The 17,104-nt window shown below is 58.5% G+C and carries 13 protein-coding genes, 1 tRNA gene, 2 rRNA genes and 1 pseudogene (1 of these 17 only partly in view); 12 read left to right on the plus strand and 5 right to left on the minus strand.

Going from position 1 to position 17,104, the window contains the following annotated elements:
• The 3 genes from RBH10_RS09470 to RBH10_RS09480 all read left to right on the plus strand — a co-directional run.
• Positions 1-1,964: ribosomal RNA gene (locus tag RBH10_RS09470) — 23S ribosomal RNA — on the plus strand; it begins 834 nt to the left of the window's first position.
• A 245-nt stretch (positions 1,965-2,209) separates the two neighbouring features.
• Positions 2,210-2,324 (plus strand): 5S ribosomal RNA (gene rrf, locus RBH10_RS09475).
• 227 nt (positions 2,325-2,551) lie between these two features.
• Positions 2,552-2,628 (plus strand) — tRNA-Met (locus RBH10_RS09480).
• A gap of 501 nt (positions 2,629-3,129) precedes the next feature.
• Here RBH10_RS09480 and RBH10_RS09485 read toward each other — a convergent pair.
• Positions 3,130-3,363, minus strand: a complete 234-nt coding sequence (locus RBH10_RS09485) for a hypothetical protein (RefSeq protein ID WP_045021331.1) — start codon at positions 3,361-3,363, stop codon at positions 3,130-3,132.
• Positions 3,364-3,497: 134 nt separating this feature from the next.
• Between RBH10_RS09485 and RBH10_RS09490 the strand changes: the two genes are divergently transcribed.
• From RBH10_RS09490 to RBH10_RS09500, 3 genes are read left to right on the plus strand one after another with little or no spacing between them, the layout of a single operon-like run.
• Positions 3,498-3,749, plus strand: a complete 252-nt coding sequence (locus RBH10_RS09490) for an FCD domain-containing protein (protein WP_306180539.1) — start codon at positions 3,498-3,500, stop codon at positions 3,747-3,749.
• Positions 3,750-3,761: 12 nt separating this feature from the next.
• Entirely contained in the window at positions 3,762-4,547 is a 786-nt protein-coding gene (locus tag RBH10_RS09495) for an SDR family NAD(P)-dependent oxidoreductase (protein WP_281039750.1), read from the plus strand.
• A gap of 23 nt (positions 4,548-4,570) precedes the next feature.
• Positions 4,571-5,272: a D-lyxose/D-mannose family sugar isomerase gene (locus RBH10_RS09500; protein ID WP_306180541.1), complete on the plus strand. Its 702-nt coding sequence runs from the start codon at positions 4,571-4,573 to the stop codon at positions 5,270-5,272.
• 227 nt (positions 5,273-5,499) lie between these two features.
• Here the strand turns inward: RBH10_RS09500 and RBH10_RS09505 are convergent, their stop codons facing one another.
• Positions 5,500-6,567: a LacI family DNA-binding transcriptional regulator gene (locus tag RBH10_RS09505; protein WP_281039681.1), complete on the minus strand. Its 1,068-nt coding sequence runs from the start codon at positions 6,565-6,567 to the stop codon at positions 5,500-5,502.
• A gap of 226 nt (positions 6,568-6,793) precedes the next feature.
• Here RBH10_RS09505 and RBH10_RS09510 point away from each other — a divergent pair, with 226 nt between their 5' ends.
• The 4 genes and pseudogenes from RBH10_RS09510 to RBH10_RS09525 all read left to right on the plus strand — a co-directional run bounded on the left by RBH10_RS09510 (position 6,794) and on the right by RBH10_RS09525 (position 11,398).
• On the plus strand, positions 6,794-7,627 hold the full coding sequence (locus RBH10_RS09510) for an ABC transporter substrate-binding protein (protein WP_281039682.1): 834 nt from the start codon (positions 6,794-6,796) through the stop codon (positions 7,625-7,627).
• Positions 7,628-7,687: 60 nt separating this feature from the next.
• Positions 7,688-9,197: pseudogene (locus tag RBH10_RS09515) on the plus strand (amino acid ABC transporter permease/ATP-binding protein).
• Positions 9,198-9,216: 19 nt separating this feature from the next.
• On the plus strand, positions 9,217-10,224 hold the full coding sequence (locus tag RBH10_RS09520) for a Gfo/Idh/MocA family protein (RefSeq protein WP_281039683.1): 1,008 nt from the start codon (positions 9,217-9,219) through the stop codon (positions 10,222-10,224).
• Between the two features lie 43 nt (positions 10,225-10,267).
• Positions 10,268-11,398, plus strand: a complete 1,131-nt coding sequence (locus RBH10_RS09525) for an FAD-binding oxidoreductase (RefSeq protein WP_281039684.1) — start codon at positions 10,268-10,270, stop codon at positions 11,396-11,398.
• Positions 11,399-11,655: 257 nt separating this feature from the next.
• On the opposite strand, the gene RBH10_RS09530 is transcribed toward RBH10_RS09525, so the two are convergent.
• Positions 11,656-12,855 (minus strand): low temperature requirement protein A, encoded by a 1,200-nt coding sequence (locus RBH10_RS09530; RefSeq protein WP_281039685.1) that lies wholly within the window; start codon positions 12,853-12,855, stop codon positions 11,656-11,658.
• A 144-nt stretch (positions 12,856-12,999) separates the two neighbouring features.
• Complete coding sequence (locus RBH10_RS09535; protein WP_281039686.1) at positions 13,000-14,268, minus strand: NAD(P)/FAD-dependent oxidoreductase; 1,269 nt, start codon at positions 14,266-14,268, stop codon at positions 13,000-13,002.
• A 53-nt stretch (positions 14,269-14,321) separates the two neighbouring features.
• On the opposite strand from RBH10_RS09535, the gene RBH10_RS09540 reads away from it, so the two are divergent.
• A complete protein-coding gene (locus tag RBH10_RS09540) occupies positions 14,322-14,783 on the plus strand; it encodes a MarR family winged helix-turn-helix transcriptional regulator (RefSeq protein WP_281039687.1) in 462 nt (153 codons plus the stop codon).
• A gap of 269 nt (positions 14,784-15,052) precedes the next feature.
• Here RBH10_RS09540 and RBH10_RS09545 read toward each other — a convergent pair whose 3' ends face one another.
• Positions 15,053-15,988, minus strand: a complete 936-nt coding sequence (locus tag RBH10_RS09545; RefSeq protein ID WP_045022770.1) for an alpha/beta hydrolase — start codon at positions 15,986-15,988, stop codon at positions 15,053-15,055.
• A gap of 125 nt (positions 15,989-16,113) precedes the next feature.
• On the opposite strand from RBH10_RS09545, the gene RBH10_RS09550 reads away from it, so the two are divergent.
• Positions 16,114-17,037 (plus strand): LysR family transcriptional regulator, encoded by a 924-nt coding sequence (locus tag RBH10_RS09550; RefSeq protein ID WP_045022769.1) that lies wholly within the window; start codon positions 16,114-16,116, stop codon positions 17,035-17,037.
• Positions 17,038-17,104 lie beyond the last annotated feature (67 nt).

Here is a 17,104-nt window from a genome sequence, read left to right on the forward strand (position 1 = left end):
GGAAATAGCTGGTTCTCCGCGAAATCTATTTAGGTAGAGCGTCGACCGAATACCCTCGGGGGTAGAGCACTGGATGGGCTATGGGGACTCACCGTCTTACTGATCCTAACCAAACTCCGAATACCGAGGAGTACTAGTCGGCAGACACACGGCGGGTGCTAACGTCCGTCGTGAAGAGGGCAACAACCCTGACCTCCAGCTAAGGTCCCCAAGTCATGGCTAAGTGGGAAAGGATGTGAGGATCCCAAAACAACCAGGATGTTGGCTTAGAAGCAGCCATCATTTAAAGAAAGCGTAACAGCTCACTGGTCTAAATAAGGGTCTTTGCGCCGAAAATGTAACGGGGCTAAAGCCATGCACCGAAGCTGAGGATATGCCGTAAGGCATGTGGTAGCGGAGCGTTCCGTAAGTCTGTGAAGGGGTACCTGTGAGGGGCCCTGGAGATATCGGAAGTGCGAATGTTGACATGAGTAACGATAAAGGGAGTGAGAGACTCCCTCGCCGAAAGACCAAGGGTTCCTGCTTAAAGTTAATCTGAGCAGGGTTAGCCGGCCCCTAAGACGAGGCGGACACGCGTAGTCGATGGGAACCACGTTAATATTCGTGGGCCTGGTGGTAGTGACGGATCTCGTGTGTTGTACATTCTTACTGGATTGAATGTGCGGCGAAGAGGTTCCAGGAAATAGCTCCACCGTATAGACCGTACCCGAAACCGACACAGGTGGTCAGGTAGAGTATACCAAGGCGCTTGAGAGAACTATGTTGAAGGAACTCGGCAAATTGCACGCGTAACTTCGGAAGAAGCGTGACCCCATTTTACGCAAGTATGATGGGGTGGCACAGACCAGGGGGTAGCGACTGTTTATCAAAAACACAGGGCTCTGCGAAGTAGCAATACGACGTATAGGGTCTGACGCCTGCCCGGTGCTGGAAGGTTAAAGGGAGGGGTGCAAGCTCTGAACTGAAGCCCCAGTAAACGGCGGCCGTAACTATAACGGTCCTAAGGTAGCGAAATTCCTTGTCGGGTAAGTTCCGACCTGCACGAATGGCGTAACGACTTCCCCGCTGTCTCCAACATAGACTCAGTGAAATTGAATTCCCCGTGAAGATGCGGGGTTCCTGCGGTCAGACGGAAAGACCCCGTGCACCTTTACTATAGCTTTACACTGGCATTCGCCAAGGCATGTGTAGGATAGGTGGTAGGCTTTGAAGCATGGACGCCAGTTCGTGTGGAGCCATCCTTGAAATACCACCCTTATCTTCGTGGATGTCTAACCGCGGTCCGTTATCCGGATCCGGGACAGTGTATGGTGGGTAGTTTGACTGGGGCGGTCGCCTCCGAAAGAGTAACGGAGGCGCGCGATGGTGGGCTCAGACCGGTCGGAAATCGGTCGTCGAGTGCAATGGCATAAGCCCGCCTGACTGCGAGACTGACAAGTCGAGCAGAGACGAAAGTCGGTCATAGTGATCCGGTGGTCCCGTGTGGAAGGGCCATCGCTCAACGGATAAAAGGTACGCCGGGGATAACAGGCTGATGACCCCCAAGAGTCCATATCGACGGGGTTGTTTGGCACCTCGATGTCGACTCATCGCATCCTGGGGCTGGAGCAGGTCCCAAGGGTATGGCTGTTCGCCATTTAAAGCGGTACGTGAGTTGGGTTCAGAACGTCGTGAGACAGTTCGGTCCCTATCTGCCGTGGGTGTAGGAATATTGACAGGATCTGTCCCTAGTACGAGAGGACCGGGATGGACGTATCTCTGGTGGATCTGTTGTCCTGCCAAGGGCATAGCAGAGTAGCTATATACGGAATGGATAACCGCTGAAGGCATCTAAGCGGGAAACCAACCTGAAAACGAGTGTTCCCTATCAGAGCCGTGGAAGACGACCACGTTGATAGGACGGGTGTGGAAGCATGGCAACATGTGAAGCTTACCGTTACTAATAGCTCGATCGACTTCTTCGTTCCCATTGAATATGTTCATCGATGATGAACATCATCTGTTCTGTCCTGACGCGCATAGCGCTCCGGACGGGCCGCGCCACAGGGCGCGACGACCTCTGGTCTGTATGGCTGCCACGCTCATCCTTGAGCAAAGGTGGAATACGGATCGGTCGCAGAAAGACGTGTTAAATTAAATGAAGCGCAAGCTTCCCAGCTTCTCGAAAACTGTTTCCATCTCATAAATGGAAATCGTTGCGTTTTGCCGACCTGGTGGTTATCGCGGGGCGGCTGCACCCGTTCCCTTTCCGAACACGGCCGTGAAACGCCCCAGCGCCAATGGTACTTCGTCTCAAGACGCGGGAGAGTAGGTCGCTGCCAGGTCTGCAAAACGCAACAATAAATCTTCTCATTCACATACCTCGGCCCAGCCGATACAAAGGGCCGCCATAAGCGGCCTTTTTGCATTGCGGAACATGAAAACATAAGGAAAACGCCCCGTGCGTCCCTTACAGGAGACAAATCGCCTTCGGCAATTTGCTCCGGCAGTATGCATCACAGCTTCCCTGTGATGCAGTCGCGATAAATCCCATAGGGATTTACGCTGGTAACGCGGGGTGGAGCAGCCCGGTAGCTCGTCAGGCTCATAACCTGAAGGCCGCAGGTTCAAATCCTGCCCCCGCAACCAAAATTACCAGATTATCAAAGGGCTCCGAGGAAACTCGGAGCCCTTTTTGTGTTTGAAAATGTCCTGATGCACCGCTCGTACCAAATGCAGCCGACAGATCACAAACGCTGACACAGCAAACCGTAATAACCGCCAAGTTGTGGAATAGCCCGTTCGAGGTTTGTGGAGACCGCATCGCTGCCGCGCAGGGTTCCCTGCATATTTTGACAACAATGAGCTGTCGGTGGCTCTCGAGCACATGCTGCGAGACAGGTATAGACGCGACTTCGAAGAGCAATGTTCAAGATATTTGCAAAAATCAAAGTTAAATTACTGATTTAGACATCCGGCAAAATATCATTTCCGGACTTTATCAAAAGCCGCTCCAGTTAACTGGAAGCGGCATGCTTGATGAAAATGAATACAATAATGACTGCAAATATTCGGGAAATTTGTGTGAGCTAAAATATGTCGCTCGTTCCCTTGAAACACCCAGACTAATTGTGCGGATCAGGACATTTGTCAATCAGCTCCCGCTGATATGCTTAATCCGGCCAATGTTTCGCCATTCGATGGCGAGTTTTCTGATTGGTCGCCGAGATTTGCTTCCCCGTTGATCCATCGTAGACGTTCCTGCCAAATCGCATCCGCGACGATTTTGATAGTATCTTTTTCTCCCCGACATTGATGCTTGGCGGTGACGAACCAAGCGGTGGTAAGAATATCTTCCGGGTAATCTGTTGGGGCAGTCTTCATCGCTTTTTCTCAGTTGTGTAACGATCGCACTTAAATCGACCAGGATTGCGCGAGGCTTAAAATTAGACTTTGCTGAAAAAGAAGACGGCCGGCTGCCAAAAAGTGTCACGGCTCTGAGCGGACCGACAGCATAGTTGACGGCTGCCGGAAATCGGACGCTGACGGAAACCTATGGCATGCTGAAGCCGGTGATCCAGCGGTTGATGATGGCGGGTAAATCGAAACGCTCGACCTTGAAGGGCGTATTCGGCGAACACCAGGCGATCATCGATGCATTGCGGAGTAAGGATCGGATCGCCTTCTCCTATCATATGGACCGGCATTTGAGTGCGGGTCTGGTGTTCATTCCGAACGCCACCGTGTCGCGAAATTCCAAAATCAAATAAGGGACTGGTATCGTGGGTGATTTTACCGACAAGATTGCTGTTGTGACCGGAACAACCGGTATTGGCCGCGCCGTAACGCTCAATCTTGCGCGCAGCGGGGCTCGCGTCGTCGCTCTTGGGATCGACGTTGCGGCCAATACCGAGCTCACAGGACTTGCAGCCGCCGAAAAGCTCGACGTTCTGGTGCTGGAGACAGACGTTGCCGATCCCGCAGCCGTGAGCATCTCTATCGGCAAGGCCGCAGAATTGGCCGGTGGCATCGATATCATCGTCAATTCGGCAGCAGTTCACCCCTATGGGGATGCGACCGAGACGTCTTTCGACACATTCATGCACTGCATGGCTGTCAATGTTGGCTCTATTCATCTTACCGCACAGTTCGGCGTTCCCGAGATGCGCAAGCGTGGCGGCGGCGTCATCGTCAACATTTCGAGCGTTCAGGGACATGCCTGCCAGAGTGGTGTTTCGGCTTACGTAGCGTCGAAGGGTGCTATCCATTCCATGACCCGCGCCATGGCGCTTGATTTCGCAGCCGACAAGATCAGGGTTGTTTCTGTCAGTCCGGGTTCGGTGCGTACGCCGATACTGGAACTGGCTGCGCGCACATTCGAAGGTGCGGATGCCGATATCGAGGCTGTATTCCAGCGCTTTGGTGCCGCCCATCCGCTCGGCCGCATTGGCGAACCGGAGGAGGTGGCCGATCTAGTCGCCTTTCTGGCCTCGGCTAAAGCGGCTTTCATCACCGGGACCGATCATCGCATTGACGGCGGACTGACCGCCGGCATCGGCGTGCACTAAGATCAAGCCGAAGGCGCTTCAAAATGACTACCAAACTGCTGAGAAGCGATATCAATCGTATTCTGCGTGAAGCAGAAACCTTCATGGCCTCATTCGGCTACGTGCTGCCACCGTTTGCGAACTGGACGCCAGCCGAGATGCGGGCGCGTGAGGGCGAGATCACCAATATCACGCGATCGGGTCTCGGCTGGGACATCACCGATTTCGGCATGGGAGACTTCGAAAAGACCGGTTTGTTGCTGTTCACTTCCCGCAATGGCAGGCTGGCCGATCTGAAGCGTGGCGGCGGAATGCTCTATGCCGAGAAGGCGATGATTTCGCGCCTTGATCAGATCACGCCGAGCCATACGCATATTCTGAAAACCGAAGACATCATCAATCGCGGCGGCGGTACGCTCGTTGTCGAGCTGTTCGGTGGAAGTAATGGATTGTGTGACCGCGACAGGGGCACATCGGTGGTTTGCGATGGCATCGAGAGGACGTTGCCGCCAGGTGCAAGGCTGCGGTTGCAGCCCGGTGAAAGCGTCACGTTGATGCCCGGTGACTGGCACGCATTCTGGGCCGAGACGTGCGATGTATTCGTCGCGGAAGTGTCTACCGTGAACGATGACGCGACCGACAACATCTTTGAAGACCCGAGGGTCACCCGGTTTTCCGGCATCGAGGAGGATGCTGACCCGTACCGGCTGCTGGTGTCCGACTACGCCACGTGGCTCAAGGAATAAGGATACGAAGAGCGTTTTCGCGTGCGTTTAGTCCCGTCAGCATGTCGTTCAGTTGCGTGGAAAGCTCTGCAGCCTTGGACAGTTCACCTACCAGTTTGTCGCATTCCGGGTTGCAATAATGTTGAATACTCTGGCTCTGCCTGCAACTTGCTGGACCCGGGAATTTGTCGCACAGCCATGACGCCGCCGAATAAGACGGGGCACTGACATTGCGCAGTTCCGCTTGACTATCGTGCTCTTGCGATGGATGCGCGCGCAACAATCTCTGTTTGCAACACCACATTGCGGGCGGCTGTCCTGTTGCCATTCAGCCGTTCCATCAGCAGCTTCGCCGCCGCTTCGCCGAGCTGGTACACCGGCTGGCGAATGACCGTCACCGGTGGAGAGGTGACGCTGGTCCAGTCCGCATCGTGGAACGAGACAAGGGAGAGGTCGTCGGGGATAACAAGCCCGATCGCCCGGCACGTTTTGAACACTTCGAGCCCGATGACGCTGTCCGAAGCGATGATGGCGCTTGGCCGGTTGTCCGCCTGGAGCAGGGTTCTAACAATGCGGTGCGTGGCATCAGGTGTTGTCGCGCCGACACGCACCCAATCGCTCATTGCCGGCAAACCCGCCTCCTGACCGGCGCGGAAAAAACCTTCGATGCGTCGTCGCACCGAGCCGGTATCGATGTCGGCGAGGGTGCGGAAAACGTGGTTTGAGGTATCACAGGCCGTGAGATAGGCGATGCGGTGGTGGCCGAGCGCGATGAGTTGGCGGGTGATGCTTTCCGCGGCGTTCTGGTCGTCGGCGATGACAGTGTCTACGTCGAGAGCGTCGCCGCAACGGTCGAGCAATGCGAGTGGCAAGCCGGAGCGGATGGCTTCCCTGAGGTGATCGACATCGTTCTCCTTGGCAGGGGAGACAATCAGGCCATCGACGCGTTTGGCAAGCAATGTACGGATTGCCGCCTTCTCCGCTGTCGCGTCCTCACCCGAATTGATGAGAATGGCGGTAAAGCCTGCCTGCCGCGCGATATCCGTGATGCCGCGTACGGCGAGGCTGAAGAAGGGGTTCTCGATATCCCCCACTACAACGCCGATCGTGCCGGAACGGCCCGTCGTCATGCTGCGGGCAAGCTCATTGGGGCGATAGTCAAGGGAATTTGCAGCAGCTGTGACAGCCTCGCGCACCCGGTCGCTGACAGTTCCGTAGCCGCCAAGTACGCGCGCAGCCGTTGCCTTCGAGACGCCGGCTCTGCGCGCGACGTCAGCCACGGTGACGGAGGTAGTTTTAGGTAGGCTCTTGTCCATAAACGGTAGCCTTACAAGAGAACTTGACGGCTGGCAAATGCGAAGATAACAATTGCCAATAAGCAAAGAGACCGGTCTCTTTATGATTGAGACCGGTCTCAAATATAAAAAAGACTTCCGACATGCGAACTGCATGGGCTGGGCGTGTGAGGTCATGCCGCCGTCCGGATGGGACCCGTGCGCCTTGAATACATCGCAGACAACGACACCAGAGGAGACGAAACCAATGCGATTTACCGAAGCCTTCACTTCCCCCTTTGCCAAAATCCGCGCTACCGCCATCGCGGTCACGCTCGGTGTCCTCGCCGGCGCGGCGACGCCGGCGCTTGCCGACAATCCGCTTGGCCTCATCGATCCCACCACCATAAGTGTCGGTACGATGGGCGATGCCAAACCCTATGCCTTCACCACCGCCGACGGTAACTTTACCGGTTTCGACATCGAGCTTTTCCTGAACGTCGCCGGACGCCTTGGCTTCAAGAAGGAGCAGGTCGTCTTCACCGGCCAGGAATTCTCGGCCCTGATGCCCTCGGTCGCGAACGGCCGTTTCGATGTTGCAGCCGCCGCAATCGGCACGACGGCCAAGCGCAAGGAGACTGTTGATTTCTCCGATGGTTATCTCGCAGGTTTCCTGAGCGTCCTTACTCCGGAGGCCGGCATCACCGATGCAGCGGGTCTCAAGGGCAAGCGTCTCGGCGTCGTGCAGGGCACGCTTCAGGAAATCTATGCCGAAAAGAATTTTGCCGGCACCGATCTCGTGAAGTTCCCAGACAACAACTCTGCCGTTTCCGCACTTAACAACGGCACGGTCGATGCCCATTTCCTCGATTTCGAGGCGGCAAAGGACTATTCCGCCCGTTACCCGGCGCTGAAGGTCGCGGTCAATATTCCGAGCTTCGATGCACCGGCCGGTTTCGTCATCCGCAAGGGTAACGATGCATTGCGCGAGGCGCTCAACAAGAGCCTGAAAGAGGCCATGCAGGACGGCACCTGGAAAAAGCTGCACGAAAAATGGTTCCCCGGCACGCCGATGCCGCAGGCATATCTTCCCAAGCAGTGATGCCGCCTTCCGGTCCGGCCCTTACCGGTCGGACCGGCCTTTCTTTCAAGGGATATCCTGATGAACTGGCTTGAAAACCTGCGCCGCAGCTTCCTCGACTGGAATGCCATGGCCGAAGTGCTGCCGACCATGATTACGGTCGGCCTGAAGAATACGCTGATCCTGGCTGCGACCTCGACGGTGCTTGGCGTCGCCATTGGCATGATGCTTGCCATCATGGGCATTTCCCGCTCGCCCTGGCTGCGCATCCCCGCCCGCCTTTATACCGATATTTTCCGCGGCCTGCCGGCCATCGTCACGATCCTCCTGATCGGTCAGGGCTTTGCCCGCATCGGCCGCGAACTCTTTGGCCCGTCGCCTTATCCACTCGGCATTATGGCGCTCAGCCTGATTGCCGGCGCCTATATCGGCGAAATTTTCCGCTCTGGTATCCAGAGCGTAGACCGCGGCCAGATGGAGGCCTGCCGGGCGCTGTCGATGAGCTATGGCCAGGGCATGCGCCTTATCGTCGTGCCGCAGGGCGTGCGCCGCGTGCTGCCGGCCCTCGTCAATCAGTTCATTGGCAACGTCAAGGATCTCGAGCCTTGTTTATTTCCTTGGGCTTCTGGCCTCCGAGCGTGAGATTTTTCGCGTAGGGCAGGATCAGGCGGTGGTGACGGGTAATCTTTCACCGCTGCTGCTGGCGGGCGTATTTTATCTCATCGTCACCGTGCCGCTCACCCATGTCGTCAATGCGATCGACAATCGCCTGCGGATTGGCAAGCAGCGCCCCTCGACCATCACCAGTGGGCTGGAGGAGGTTAGCGAACTCGACAGTGCAGCCCGCGCCACCGGTGTCTCCTTCAAGGGCGGCAGCCTCGACGTGCGCCGTCTCGGCATGGCCTATGGCGATCTCGACGTGCTGAAGGGTGTCGACCTCTCGGTGAAGCCGGGCAGCGTCACCTGCATCATCGGCCCGTCCGGTTCCGGCAAATCGACCCTGTTGCGTGGGCTCAACCGTCTGGTCGAGCCGAAGAGCGGCGATATTCTCATCGATGGTGAAAGCATTCTTGCCATGAAGCCGGAAACGCTGCGCCGCCGGGTCGGCATGGTCTTCCAGCATTTCAACCTCTTTCCGGATCACACGGCGCTGGAAAACGTCATGCTGTCGCTGACGAAGATCAAGGGCCTGCCGGCAGCAGAGGCCGAGCGCATTGCCAAGGCAAGGCTTGCCGATGTCGGTCTCGCGAGCCGCCAGCATCACCGTCCCGGCGGTCTTTCCGGCGGGCAGCAGCAGCGCGTCGCCATTGCCCGTGCGCTTGCGATGGAACCGGAAGTCATCCTCTTCGATGAGGTGACGAGCGCGCTTGATCCGGAATTGGTCAAGGGCGTGCTCAACCTCATGGCAGAACTCGGCACGCGCGGCATGACCATGGTCGTCGTCACGCATGAAATGGGCTTTGCCCGCCGGGTCGCCGATCAGGTCGTCTTCATGGACGAGGGGCGCGTGGTGGAAGCCGGCACGCCGGAGGCGATATTCGACAATCCGCAGAGCCCGCGCCTTCAGCGCTTCCTTGCGGAAGTGCTCTGAGCGTCGAGAGGAGAAAAAGATGACACGAACGATACGATGGGGCGTGCTCGGTTGCGCGGGCATTGCTGCCAAGGCGGTCATTCCCGCCATCCAGTCCAGCCGCCTGGGGCGCGTTGCGGCAATCGCCTCGCGCGATGCCGCCAAGGCGAAGGAAATGGCGGCCCGCTTCGGCATCGCCAAATCCTATGGCAGCTACGAGGATCTGCTTGCCGATCCGGACATAGATGCGATCTACAACCCTTTGCCAAATCACCTGCATGTGCCGCTGACGATCAAGGCGCTGGAGCAGGGCAAACCCGTGCTCTGCGAGAAGCCGATCGCGCTTGATGCTGCGCAGGCGATGGAACTGGCGGCCGCACAAAAGGCGGCGGGCCTGCCGGTCGCGGAGGCCTTCATGGTGCGCCACCATCCGCAATGGAAGAAGGCGCGCGCGATGATCGCCGAGGGGCGCCTCGGCGAGGTCAGAGCCATCCATACGATCTTTTCCTATTATCTCGACGACCCCGGGAATGTGCGCAACCAGGCCGATATTGGCGGCGGCGGTCTGTTCGATGTCGGTTGTTATGCCATCAACACGGCCCGTTTCCTGTTCGACGCGGAACCGGTGCGGGCGATCGCGCTCATAGAGCGCGATCCCGTCTTCGGCACGGACCGGCTGACGAGCGGGCTGCTGGCGTTTCCGGAGGGAAGGCAGCTTGCCTTTACCTGTTCCACGCAACTGTCCCTCACGCAGAAGGTTACGGTGCTTGGAACGCGCGGGCGTCTGGAAATCCCCATTCCCTTCAATGCACCGGTCGATGAGCCGACCGTCCTTATCTTCGACGATGGCCGCGATCTTGCCGGCGGCGGACGCGAGGAAATTACGATCGGGCCGGTCGACCAGTATCGCGAACAGGTCGATGCATTTGCCGAGGCCGTTCTCTCCGGCAAGCCGCTCGAGACGGGGCTTGGCGATGCGATCGCGAACATGAAGGCGATCGACGCACTTTTCCGCTCTGCCGCCAGCGGCCACTGGGAAGAGCCCTGACCGCATCCCCCATCCGTATGACAATTGATTGAAAGCCAACCCCATGACCGACAACACCATCTTTTCGGCCGTCATCATCGGTGCCGGTATCTTCGGCGTTTCCACTGGCGTGCAGCTTGCGCGACGCGGCATCAAGGTCACGATCCTCAATGACGGCCCGCCCGCCAACGGTGCCTCCGGCCGCTCGCTCTCCTGGCTGAACTCGGCGCGCATGCGCTCTGAACCCTATCATCGGCTGCGCATGGCCGGCATCGACCGTTATCGCACGCTCGCGGCTCAGAACCTTGATGCGGAATGGCTGCGCTTCGATGGCGGACTGACCTGGGATGCGGATGACGAGCGCAACGAAATCGACGCGGCTTATCGCCACGAGGTTTCGCTCGCCTATGACGCACTGCGGCTTTCCGCAGCCGAAGTCGCCAGTGTCGCGCCCGGTCTCGACGCACGCGCAATCACCCCGCAGGGTGCGATCTTTAATCCCGGCGAAGGCTGGGTCGATCTGCCAACGCTGATCGGCGTGCTTCTGGAGGAATTTTCCGCACTCGGGGGCATTCTGGTGACGGACCAGGGTGCCGCGCGGGTCGTGATCGAGGGCGGTCGTGCCGTTGGCGCCGAAACCGCAAAGGGTTCCCTCCATCGGGCGGATGCTGTCGTGCTCGCGACTGGTCCGGCGGTGCCGAAGATGGCTGCGGAAAGCGGGCAGGTCATTGGCGACGGAACACCGATCGCCCTTCTCGTGCAGACCAAGCCGCTAGCCCATCCCCTGCGCGCTGTCCTCAATACACCACGTGTCGCTGTTCGCCCCGCGCCGGGCGGCACCTTCTCACTGGATGCCGACTGGGCGGCCGACGAGGGGGTGACAGTTCGCGTGGACGGCAGCTATGACATCGATGAGAGCGTCGTTGCGGCTCTTCTGGTGGAGGCTGCCAAGGTGATGGAGGGCAATCCGCAACTCGAGGTGGCTTCCATCGGCGTTGGTGGCAAACCGATCCCGGGCGACGGCGAGCCGGTAATTGGAGCCATCAAGGCCATCCCCGGTTATTACGTGGCCTTTAGCCACAGCGGCGCAACGCTTGGTCTTATAACGGGCGAGCTGCTGGCCTACGAGATTGCAACAGGGGCGGAACACCCGATGTTGACGACCTTCCGTCCCGAGCGCTTTTCCTCCAACTAGGTGTTTGATCCCGGACTTTGATGGTGCAGTCGGTTTGCAGGAACGGAAGGATGCACTGGGGGCAGGTTGGCTGGCATCGGCACCATTCTGCAGCGGACCCAACGGTTGTCACCGCCGGGGGTATGCTACGACTTTGGCAACGACGCCGGGTTCGATGGCAGTGGCGACGGCGCCGACTTACGACTATCGCCACGTACCCCCGTCCTCGCCCGGTTGCCTGAAGCGCAAAACATGGAAGCGCTTCATCGCGCCAATCCTCAGTGCGTCAATTCTCGAGGCTTGCTTGCCTCCCGCCTGCGGACCAGCCGCCCTTCCCAGAAGCCGGCTGCCAGCATGACGATCGTCGTCAGCCAGCCCATGGTCAGTAGATCAGTGTTCCGCGCGACCGGAATAAGGGCCAGAAGCACGACGACGCCCGTGATATGCGAAGCTGGCAGGACGCCATAGACCACCTTTTTGTAGATGGCGCTGCCGAGAAGATAGAGCGCCGGTCCACCCAAAAGTATAAGGGCATAGGCCGTCTTCAGCCCGTCATGCGGATGCGCAAGCACCAGATCATTTCCGACTGCTGTTGCGATAATCCCGCCCACCAGAATGGCGTGGACGTAGTGAAAATATGCGCCGATCCGGCCGGGATCGTCGGAATGGGTAATGGCATCGGTCGCGTCCTTGCTCGATGTCCCGAAATACAGCCACCACATGGCGAGCGTGCCCAGAAACGTCGCCAGCAGCGCCGAAAGGATGGCCATGTCCCATGTCTCGGCACCGGCCATGGTCGCGCCGGTCGCCAGCACCGTTTCACCAAGCGCGACGATGCAGAAAAGCTGGCAGCGCTCGGCGAGATGCCCGCCTTCGATCGTCCAGTCACTGGTTTTCGAGCGGCCGAAGCCCGGTAGCGAGAAGCCGAACATCGGTGCGATATATTCGCAGGCGACCGCGATTGCCCACAGCGCCATGCGTGCTTCATGCGATGCGAACGCGCCGGCGATCCAGAAGACGGCAGAGATCGAGACCCAGCCGAGCATACGCCGGTAATTGGCTGAAAGCGGATGATCAGGCCCCAGCTCCCAGACAATATAGGCCGTGCGGCCGACCTGGATCGCGACATAGGCAATCGCAAAGATGAGCGCCCGTTCGCCAAAGGCGCCGGGGATTGCCGAGGCCATGATCAGGCCAGCCAGCATGACGGCAAAGATCAGCCCGCGAATGCGGGGGGTCTCGGGGTCGAACCAGTTGGTGACCCAGCAGGTATATTGCCAGCCGAGCCAGACCGCAAACCATAGGATCAGGGTCTCAACGACGCCGGTCAAGGTCAGATTGTGCAGCAGCTCGTGGCTGAGTTGCGTGACGGCGAAGACATAGACAAGATCGAAGAACAGTTCCTCGAAAGTGACCCGGGCGTGGTGGCCGTCACGGCGACGCAGGAGGGGATGATGCTGAATGGGCTGTTCGGTCATGTTTCTCAGGTCCTTACCGCGCAAGTCGTCAGATTACCACGCCGGCGAGTGCCGCGGGAACCGCGAAAGCGACGAAGAGGATCGGCAATTCCTCGCGCACGGAGTAACCGGCTTTCGTCACGCCGATCCAGAGATTGACGGTCGCTATGACGAACCAGACTGGAATGAAGAACCTCGCAGCCGGTCTTCTGATCCTGTCCGAGCCTTGAGCGGCGCCTGATCGGGCCGATAGGCAAACAGCTTGCGTCCACTCCTGATCCCGAGCGGAATGAAGATACGAAGCAAGAGGTCGCGCATCAGCATTCGCCACCGGCCCAGGGTGCGCTTCTGCGAACTGTTCCGCGCAGTCAGTCTGACAACGTTGGCGACACGGGGACGTCGTAAGCTCTCGTAGCGCCTAAAGGCTGTCTGGAAATCCCCTTGAAGCTCCACTGCCGCCTCGAGCACGAGCGCGTCCTCAATCGCCATCGACGCGCCTTGACCGGCATGAGGACCAACGGCATGGGCAGCGTCACCAAGCAGCACGATGCGCCCCCGTGACCAGACCGGCAAATCCGGCATATCGAAGACGGGGTATGCCCTGTCTATGCTGTCAACCTCGGCGAGGATCGTGCGATTTGGCTCGGGGTCACCGGTGTGCATCTGCCGGATACGGTCGGCAAAGGCCTTGCCATCAGACACCCCACCGTTCTCGGGCGTATCCGCATTGTAGGATGTAAACCAGAAAGCCTGTTGCCGTGCGTCGACCAGATAGCCGAAGAACGCCTTCTCACCGAACGTCATGCGCATCGAGCCGCCAGTGCTGGCGACACTGGTTCGCGTTATGCCGCCTGTGCCCATCAACCCGGTGAAGTGAGGAGCTGGATAGTCGGGAAAGGCTTGGGCGCGGACGGTCGAACGCAACCCGTCGGCCCCCACGACGATATCCGCATGGAAGACGACGCCATCTGCAAAAACCAGCCGGACGCCCTTGGCATCTGAAGTCAGTGTCGCCAAGCTTGTCGCAAATCGCAAATCGACGCTTGCCGACCGCGCGCGCTCCAGGAGAAGCTTCGCCAGTTCTCCCCGGCCAATAGTGATGCTGGGCGCGCCGAAGACGCTCTCGTGATCAGTCTGATCGGCGCTGCCGAGGCGGACGCCTCTCGCGCTGCAGAATTCGATGCCTGTCGTCTCGGCCCCGGTGCGGCGTACCGCATCATAGCAGCCGACCGCCTTCAACCCGTTCATGCCGTTCGGCGCCAGAGTAAGGAATGCTCCTTCGTTGCATATTTCCGCGTCTTTACGTCGCTCGAAGACCGTGGGCCGAAAGCCCTGTTCAGCTAATCGGATCGCCAGAACGAGGCCACCGATGCCAGCGCCACAGATTGCGATATTTCCGAGGGTACCCCTTGCATTCGATTGGGGAATGCTCATGATGTTAGATATCCTAATTATTTGTTTATCAAACCATATGAAAGACAAACTAAATGTCAAGCGATGCGGACGAGGATGTCATTGGCGCGATCGGACACACGATCATGCGCTGGCAGGATGCAAGGCAGGACTTCGATGAGGCGTTCGGCCGTATTCATGGCTTAAGCAGCCCCGAGTGCCGTTGTCTCGGCCTGATCGCGTTCGCTCCGCAGACAGCGCGCGCCATCGCCGATGAGACAGGGCTGACGCCAGGCTCGATTACCGCGTTGCTCGACAGACTGGAAGCTCGCGGTCTGCTGTCGCGCAAGCCCGATCCGAATGACCGTCGAAAGGTGATGATCTGGCCGACACACAGGATGCAGGTCATGGTCGACGAAGCTTATGGGCCGATCCATCGCGAGGGGGTCTCGCTGTTGGAAGGATATTCGCCGGACGAACGGGCGATTGTCCTGAAATTCGTGACCGACGCGCTCAACCTTCAGACCCGCATCAATGCCGATTTTCTCGACCGGTAACGCTCTTGCTTACCGGTGTGTTGACTTGCACTGAGAGGTGACCCGGTTTTGAAGGCTGGATCTCGCTCATAGGATCAGCCCCCGACCGAACCGGCTCTCCGGTTGCAAGGGAAGGGAGGAGGCGGATGATAGAATGCCCCTTCGGCTTTAGCTTGCTCAATCGTTTTATGATGTCACTTCTGCTTTGCGCCAAAAGGCGACATTCTGGTCACCATCCGTGCGCGTGGTTCGGGCCGGAGCCAAAGCTCCAGCCCGTGACCCTTCCAACTTTAAAACTTTTGCGCAGCGTCTGCGCTCAGTGCGCCTTGCAGAAAGACCGCCGCACCTTTCAGGGCTTGCATTCCTTCCGGCAGAATGGCCGCGAACATATGCCAGACATGAAACATGCCGGGCCAGACTTCCAGAGAAACGCGGACGCGGTTTTCGGCGAGATGCGTGGCGAGTCGTATCGCATCACTGAGCATCACCTCACTCTCACCGATCTGGACCAGGATCGGTGGCAGTCCGCGCACATCCGCGAACACGGGTGACGCATCCGGGTTGTTTTTTAGAGCGCCGTTGAGAAAGGCCTTTGCCATCAGGTCGAGTCCGGCAAGACTGACAGTGGGATCGATCCCGTCGCGCGTAGTCATAGACGACCCCGAATGCTCGAGATTGGCCCAGGGAGAGATTGCAACGCCAGCCGCTGGAAGCGCAAGTCCGGCATTGCGGGCAGCGACCATCACCGACACGACCATTGCGCCACCGGCTGAATCTCCGGAGAATGCAATCGATCTGGAGTCATGCCCATTGTCGAGCAGCCATTTGTAAGATGCAAGCGTATCATCGATTGCGGCTGGGAAAGGATGTTCCGGTGCGAGACGATAATCCGGCATGTAGACCACGGCTTTTAAAAGCTTTGCGTAATGTCCGGCGAGACCGTGGTAGGCCCTAGGACTTCCCCCGATGTAACCGCCGCCATGGATGTACAGCAAAACTCTGCCTTCTTCTGCATCCTCGGGCGTGACCAGCGTGGCTGCGACCCCGCCCATATCGATCTGGCTGATCGACACGCCGTCCGGCGTCGGGTGCTGAGCGAGCACCGCGTCATATTTTTCTCTCTCGACGGCCCAGTCCCCCCGCTGCCCCATCAACAGGGGACCGAAAGACGAGGACGCTGCGTTCCAGGCGTCGATGCGCTGCTGGACGGCGGGAGTGATTGGCATTGTGGACCTCATTCATTGGTGGATGTCCGGCATCGACTTGACGCGGGATCAGAATTCACCATAACTGAATGATTGAGGAATGATGTTCCCGTCTCTGGTGACGGGCAACAGCGGCAATCAGAGCTATGCGTACAAATCTGGACGAGATATTTGCATTCATCGCCGTCGTCGATGCCGGAAGCTTCAGCGGCGGTGGGCAGGCGATTGGCTTAACGCGGTCGGCCGTCGGCAAGGCAGTCACGCGGCTGGAAACCCGCCTCGGGGTCCGTCTTCTCTATCGATCGACACGCAAGCTGAGTGTCACGGACGATGGCCGTGTGTTTTACGAGCATTGCTCGCGAGTCGTCAGCCTGCTGGAAGAAACAGAAGCCAGCGTCGGGCAGAAAAGCGCAATACCCACGGGCCTGTTACGGCTGACAGTGCCGGAAGGTTTCGGGCGCACGCACGTCCTTCCCTTGCTGCATCGGTACATGAAAGAGTGGCCCGATCTGCAGGTCGACGTGAACTTCAGCGACCGTATTGCCAATATGGTGGAAGACGGTTTGGATCTGGCAGTTCGGATCGGGACCAGCGGAACGGACACGCGGCTGATTTCTCGGGTCGTCGCCGAGCACAAGAGCATCATATGTGCGTCACCTGCCTATCTCGACAGGCGCGGCCGGGCGGAACTTCCTGACGACCTGGCATCGCACGACTGCCTGTCTTTCAAAAGCGGATCACGCAAACAGCCATGGCGGTTGCGAGAGATTGATGGCACTTGGTCCACGGTTGGCGGAGGCGGCCGACTCCGCCTCGATAGCGGCGAAGCGATACGCGATGCCGCTATTGCCGGGATGGGAGTGGCCTATCTTCCCAGCTTTCTGGTTAACGATGCAGTCGCTGACAGACGCCTTGAACCGGTACTGACAGCGTTCGAAACACAAACGATCCCGATTATCGTGGTCTATCCAAGCAAGCGCTACCTGTCGGCGAAAGTTCGACGTTTTATCGACCTGATGGCGGAGGAATGGGCTTATACGCGGATCGCGTTATGTGATGTAGGAGATTAGCTAAAGTCCCGTTGCGAAGCCCGAATGTCCGCTTTAGGCCACACACCGACAAGCGTGCTATAGTCCG

The sequence above is a fragment of the Rhizobium sp. AN73 genome (assembly GCF_030757975.1).
Lineage (GTDB): Bacteria > Pseudomonadota > Alphaproteobacteria > Rhizobiales > Rhizobiaceae > Agrobacterium > Agrobacterium arsenijevicii.

Bases quoted from the DNA above. Each gene is read 5' to 3' on its own strand.
- RBH10_RS09505 (WP_281039681.1), bottom strand. From the start codon at position 6,567: ATGGACAAGAGCCTACCTAAAACTACCTCCGTCACCGTGGCTGACGTC.
- RBH10_RS09540 (WP_281039687.1), top strand. From the start codon at position 14,322: ATGTCAAGCGATGCGGACGAGGATGTCATTGGCGCGATCGGACACACG.
- RBH10_RS09500 (WP_306180541.1), top strand. From the start codon at position 4,571: ATGACTACCAAACTGCTGAGAAGCGATATCAATCGTATTCTGCGTGAA.
- RBH10_RS09535 (WP_281039686.1), bottom strand. From the start codon at position 14,268: ATGAGCATTCCCCAATCGAATGCAAGGGGTACCCTCGGAAATATCGCA.
- RBH10_RS09525 (WP_281039684.1), top strand. From the start codon at position 10,268: ATGACCGACAACACCATCTTTTCGGCCGTCATCATCGGTGCCGGTATC.
- RBH10_RS09520 (WP_281039683.1), top strand. From the start codon at position 9,217: ATGACACGAACGATACGATGGGGCGTGCTCGGTTGCGCGGGCATTGCT.
- RBH10_RS09550 (WP_045022769.1), top strand. From the start codon at position 16,114: ATGCGTACAAATCTGGACGAGATATTTGCATTCATCGCCGTCGTCGAT.
- RBH10_RS09530 (WP_281039685.1), bottom strand. From the start codon at position 12,855: ATGACCGAACAGCCCATTCAGCATCATCCCCTCCTGCGTCGCCGTGAC.
- RBH10_RS09510 (WP_281039682.1), top strand. From the start codon at position 6,794: ATGCGATTTACCGAAGCCTTCACTTCCCCCTTTGCCAAAATCCGCGCT.
- RBH10_RS09485 (WP_045021331.1), bottom strand. From the start codon at position 3,363: ATGAAGACTGCCCCAACAGATTACCCGGAAGATATTCTTACCACCGCT.
- RBH10_RS09545 (WP_045022770.1), bottom strand. From the start codon at position 15,988: ATGCCAATCACTCCCGCCGTCCAGCAGCGCATCGACGCCTGGAACGCA.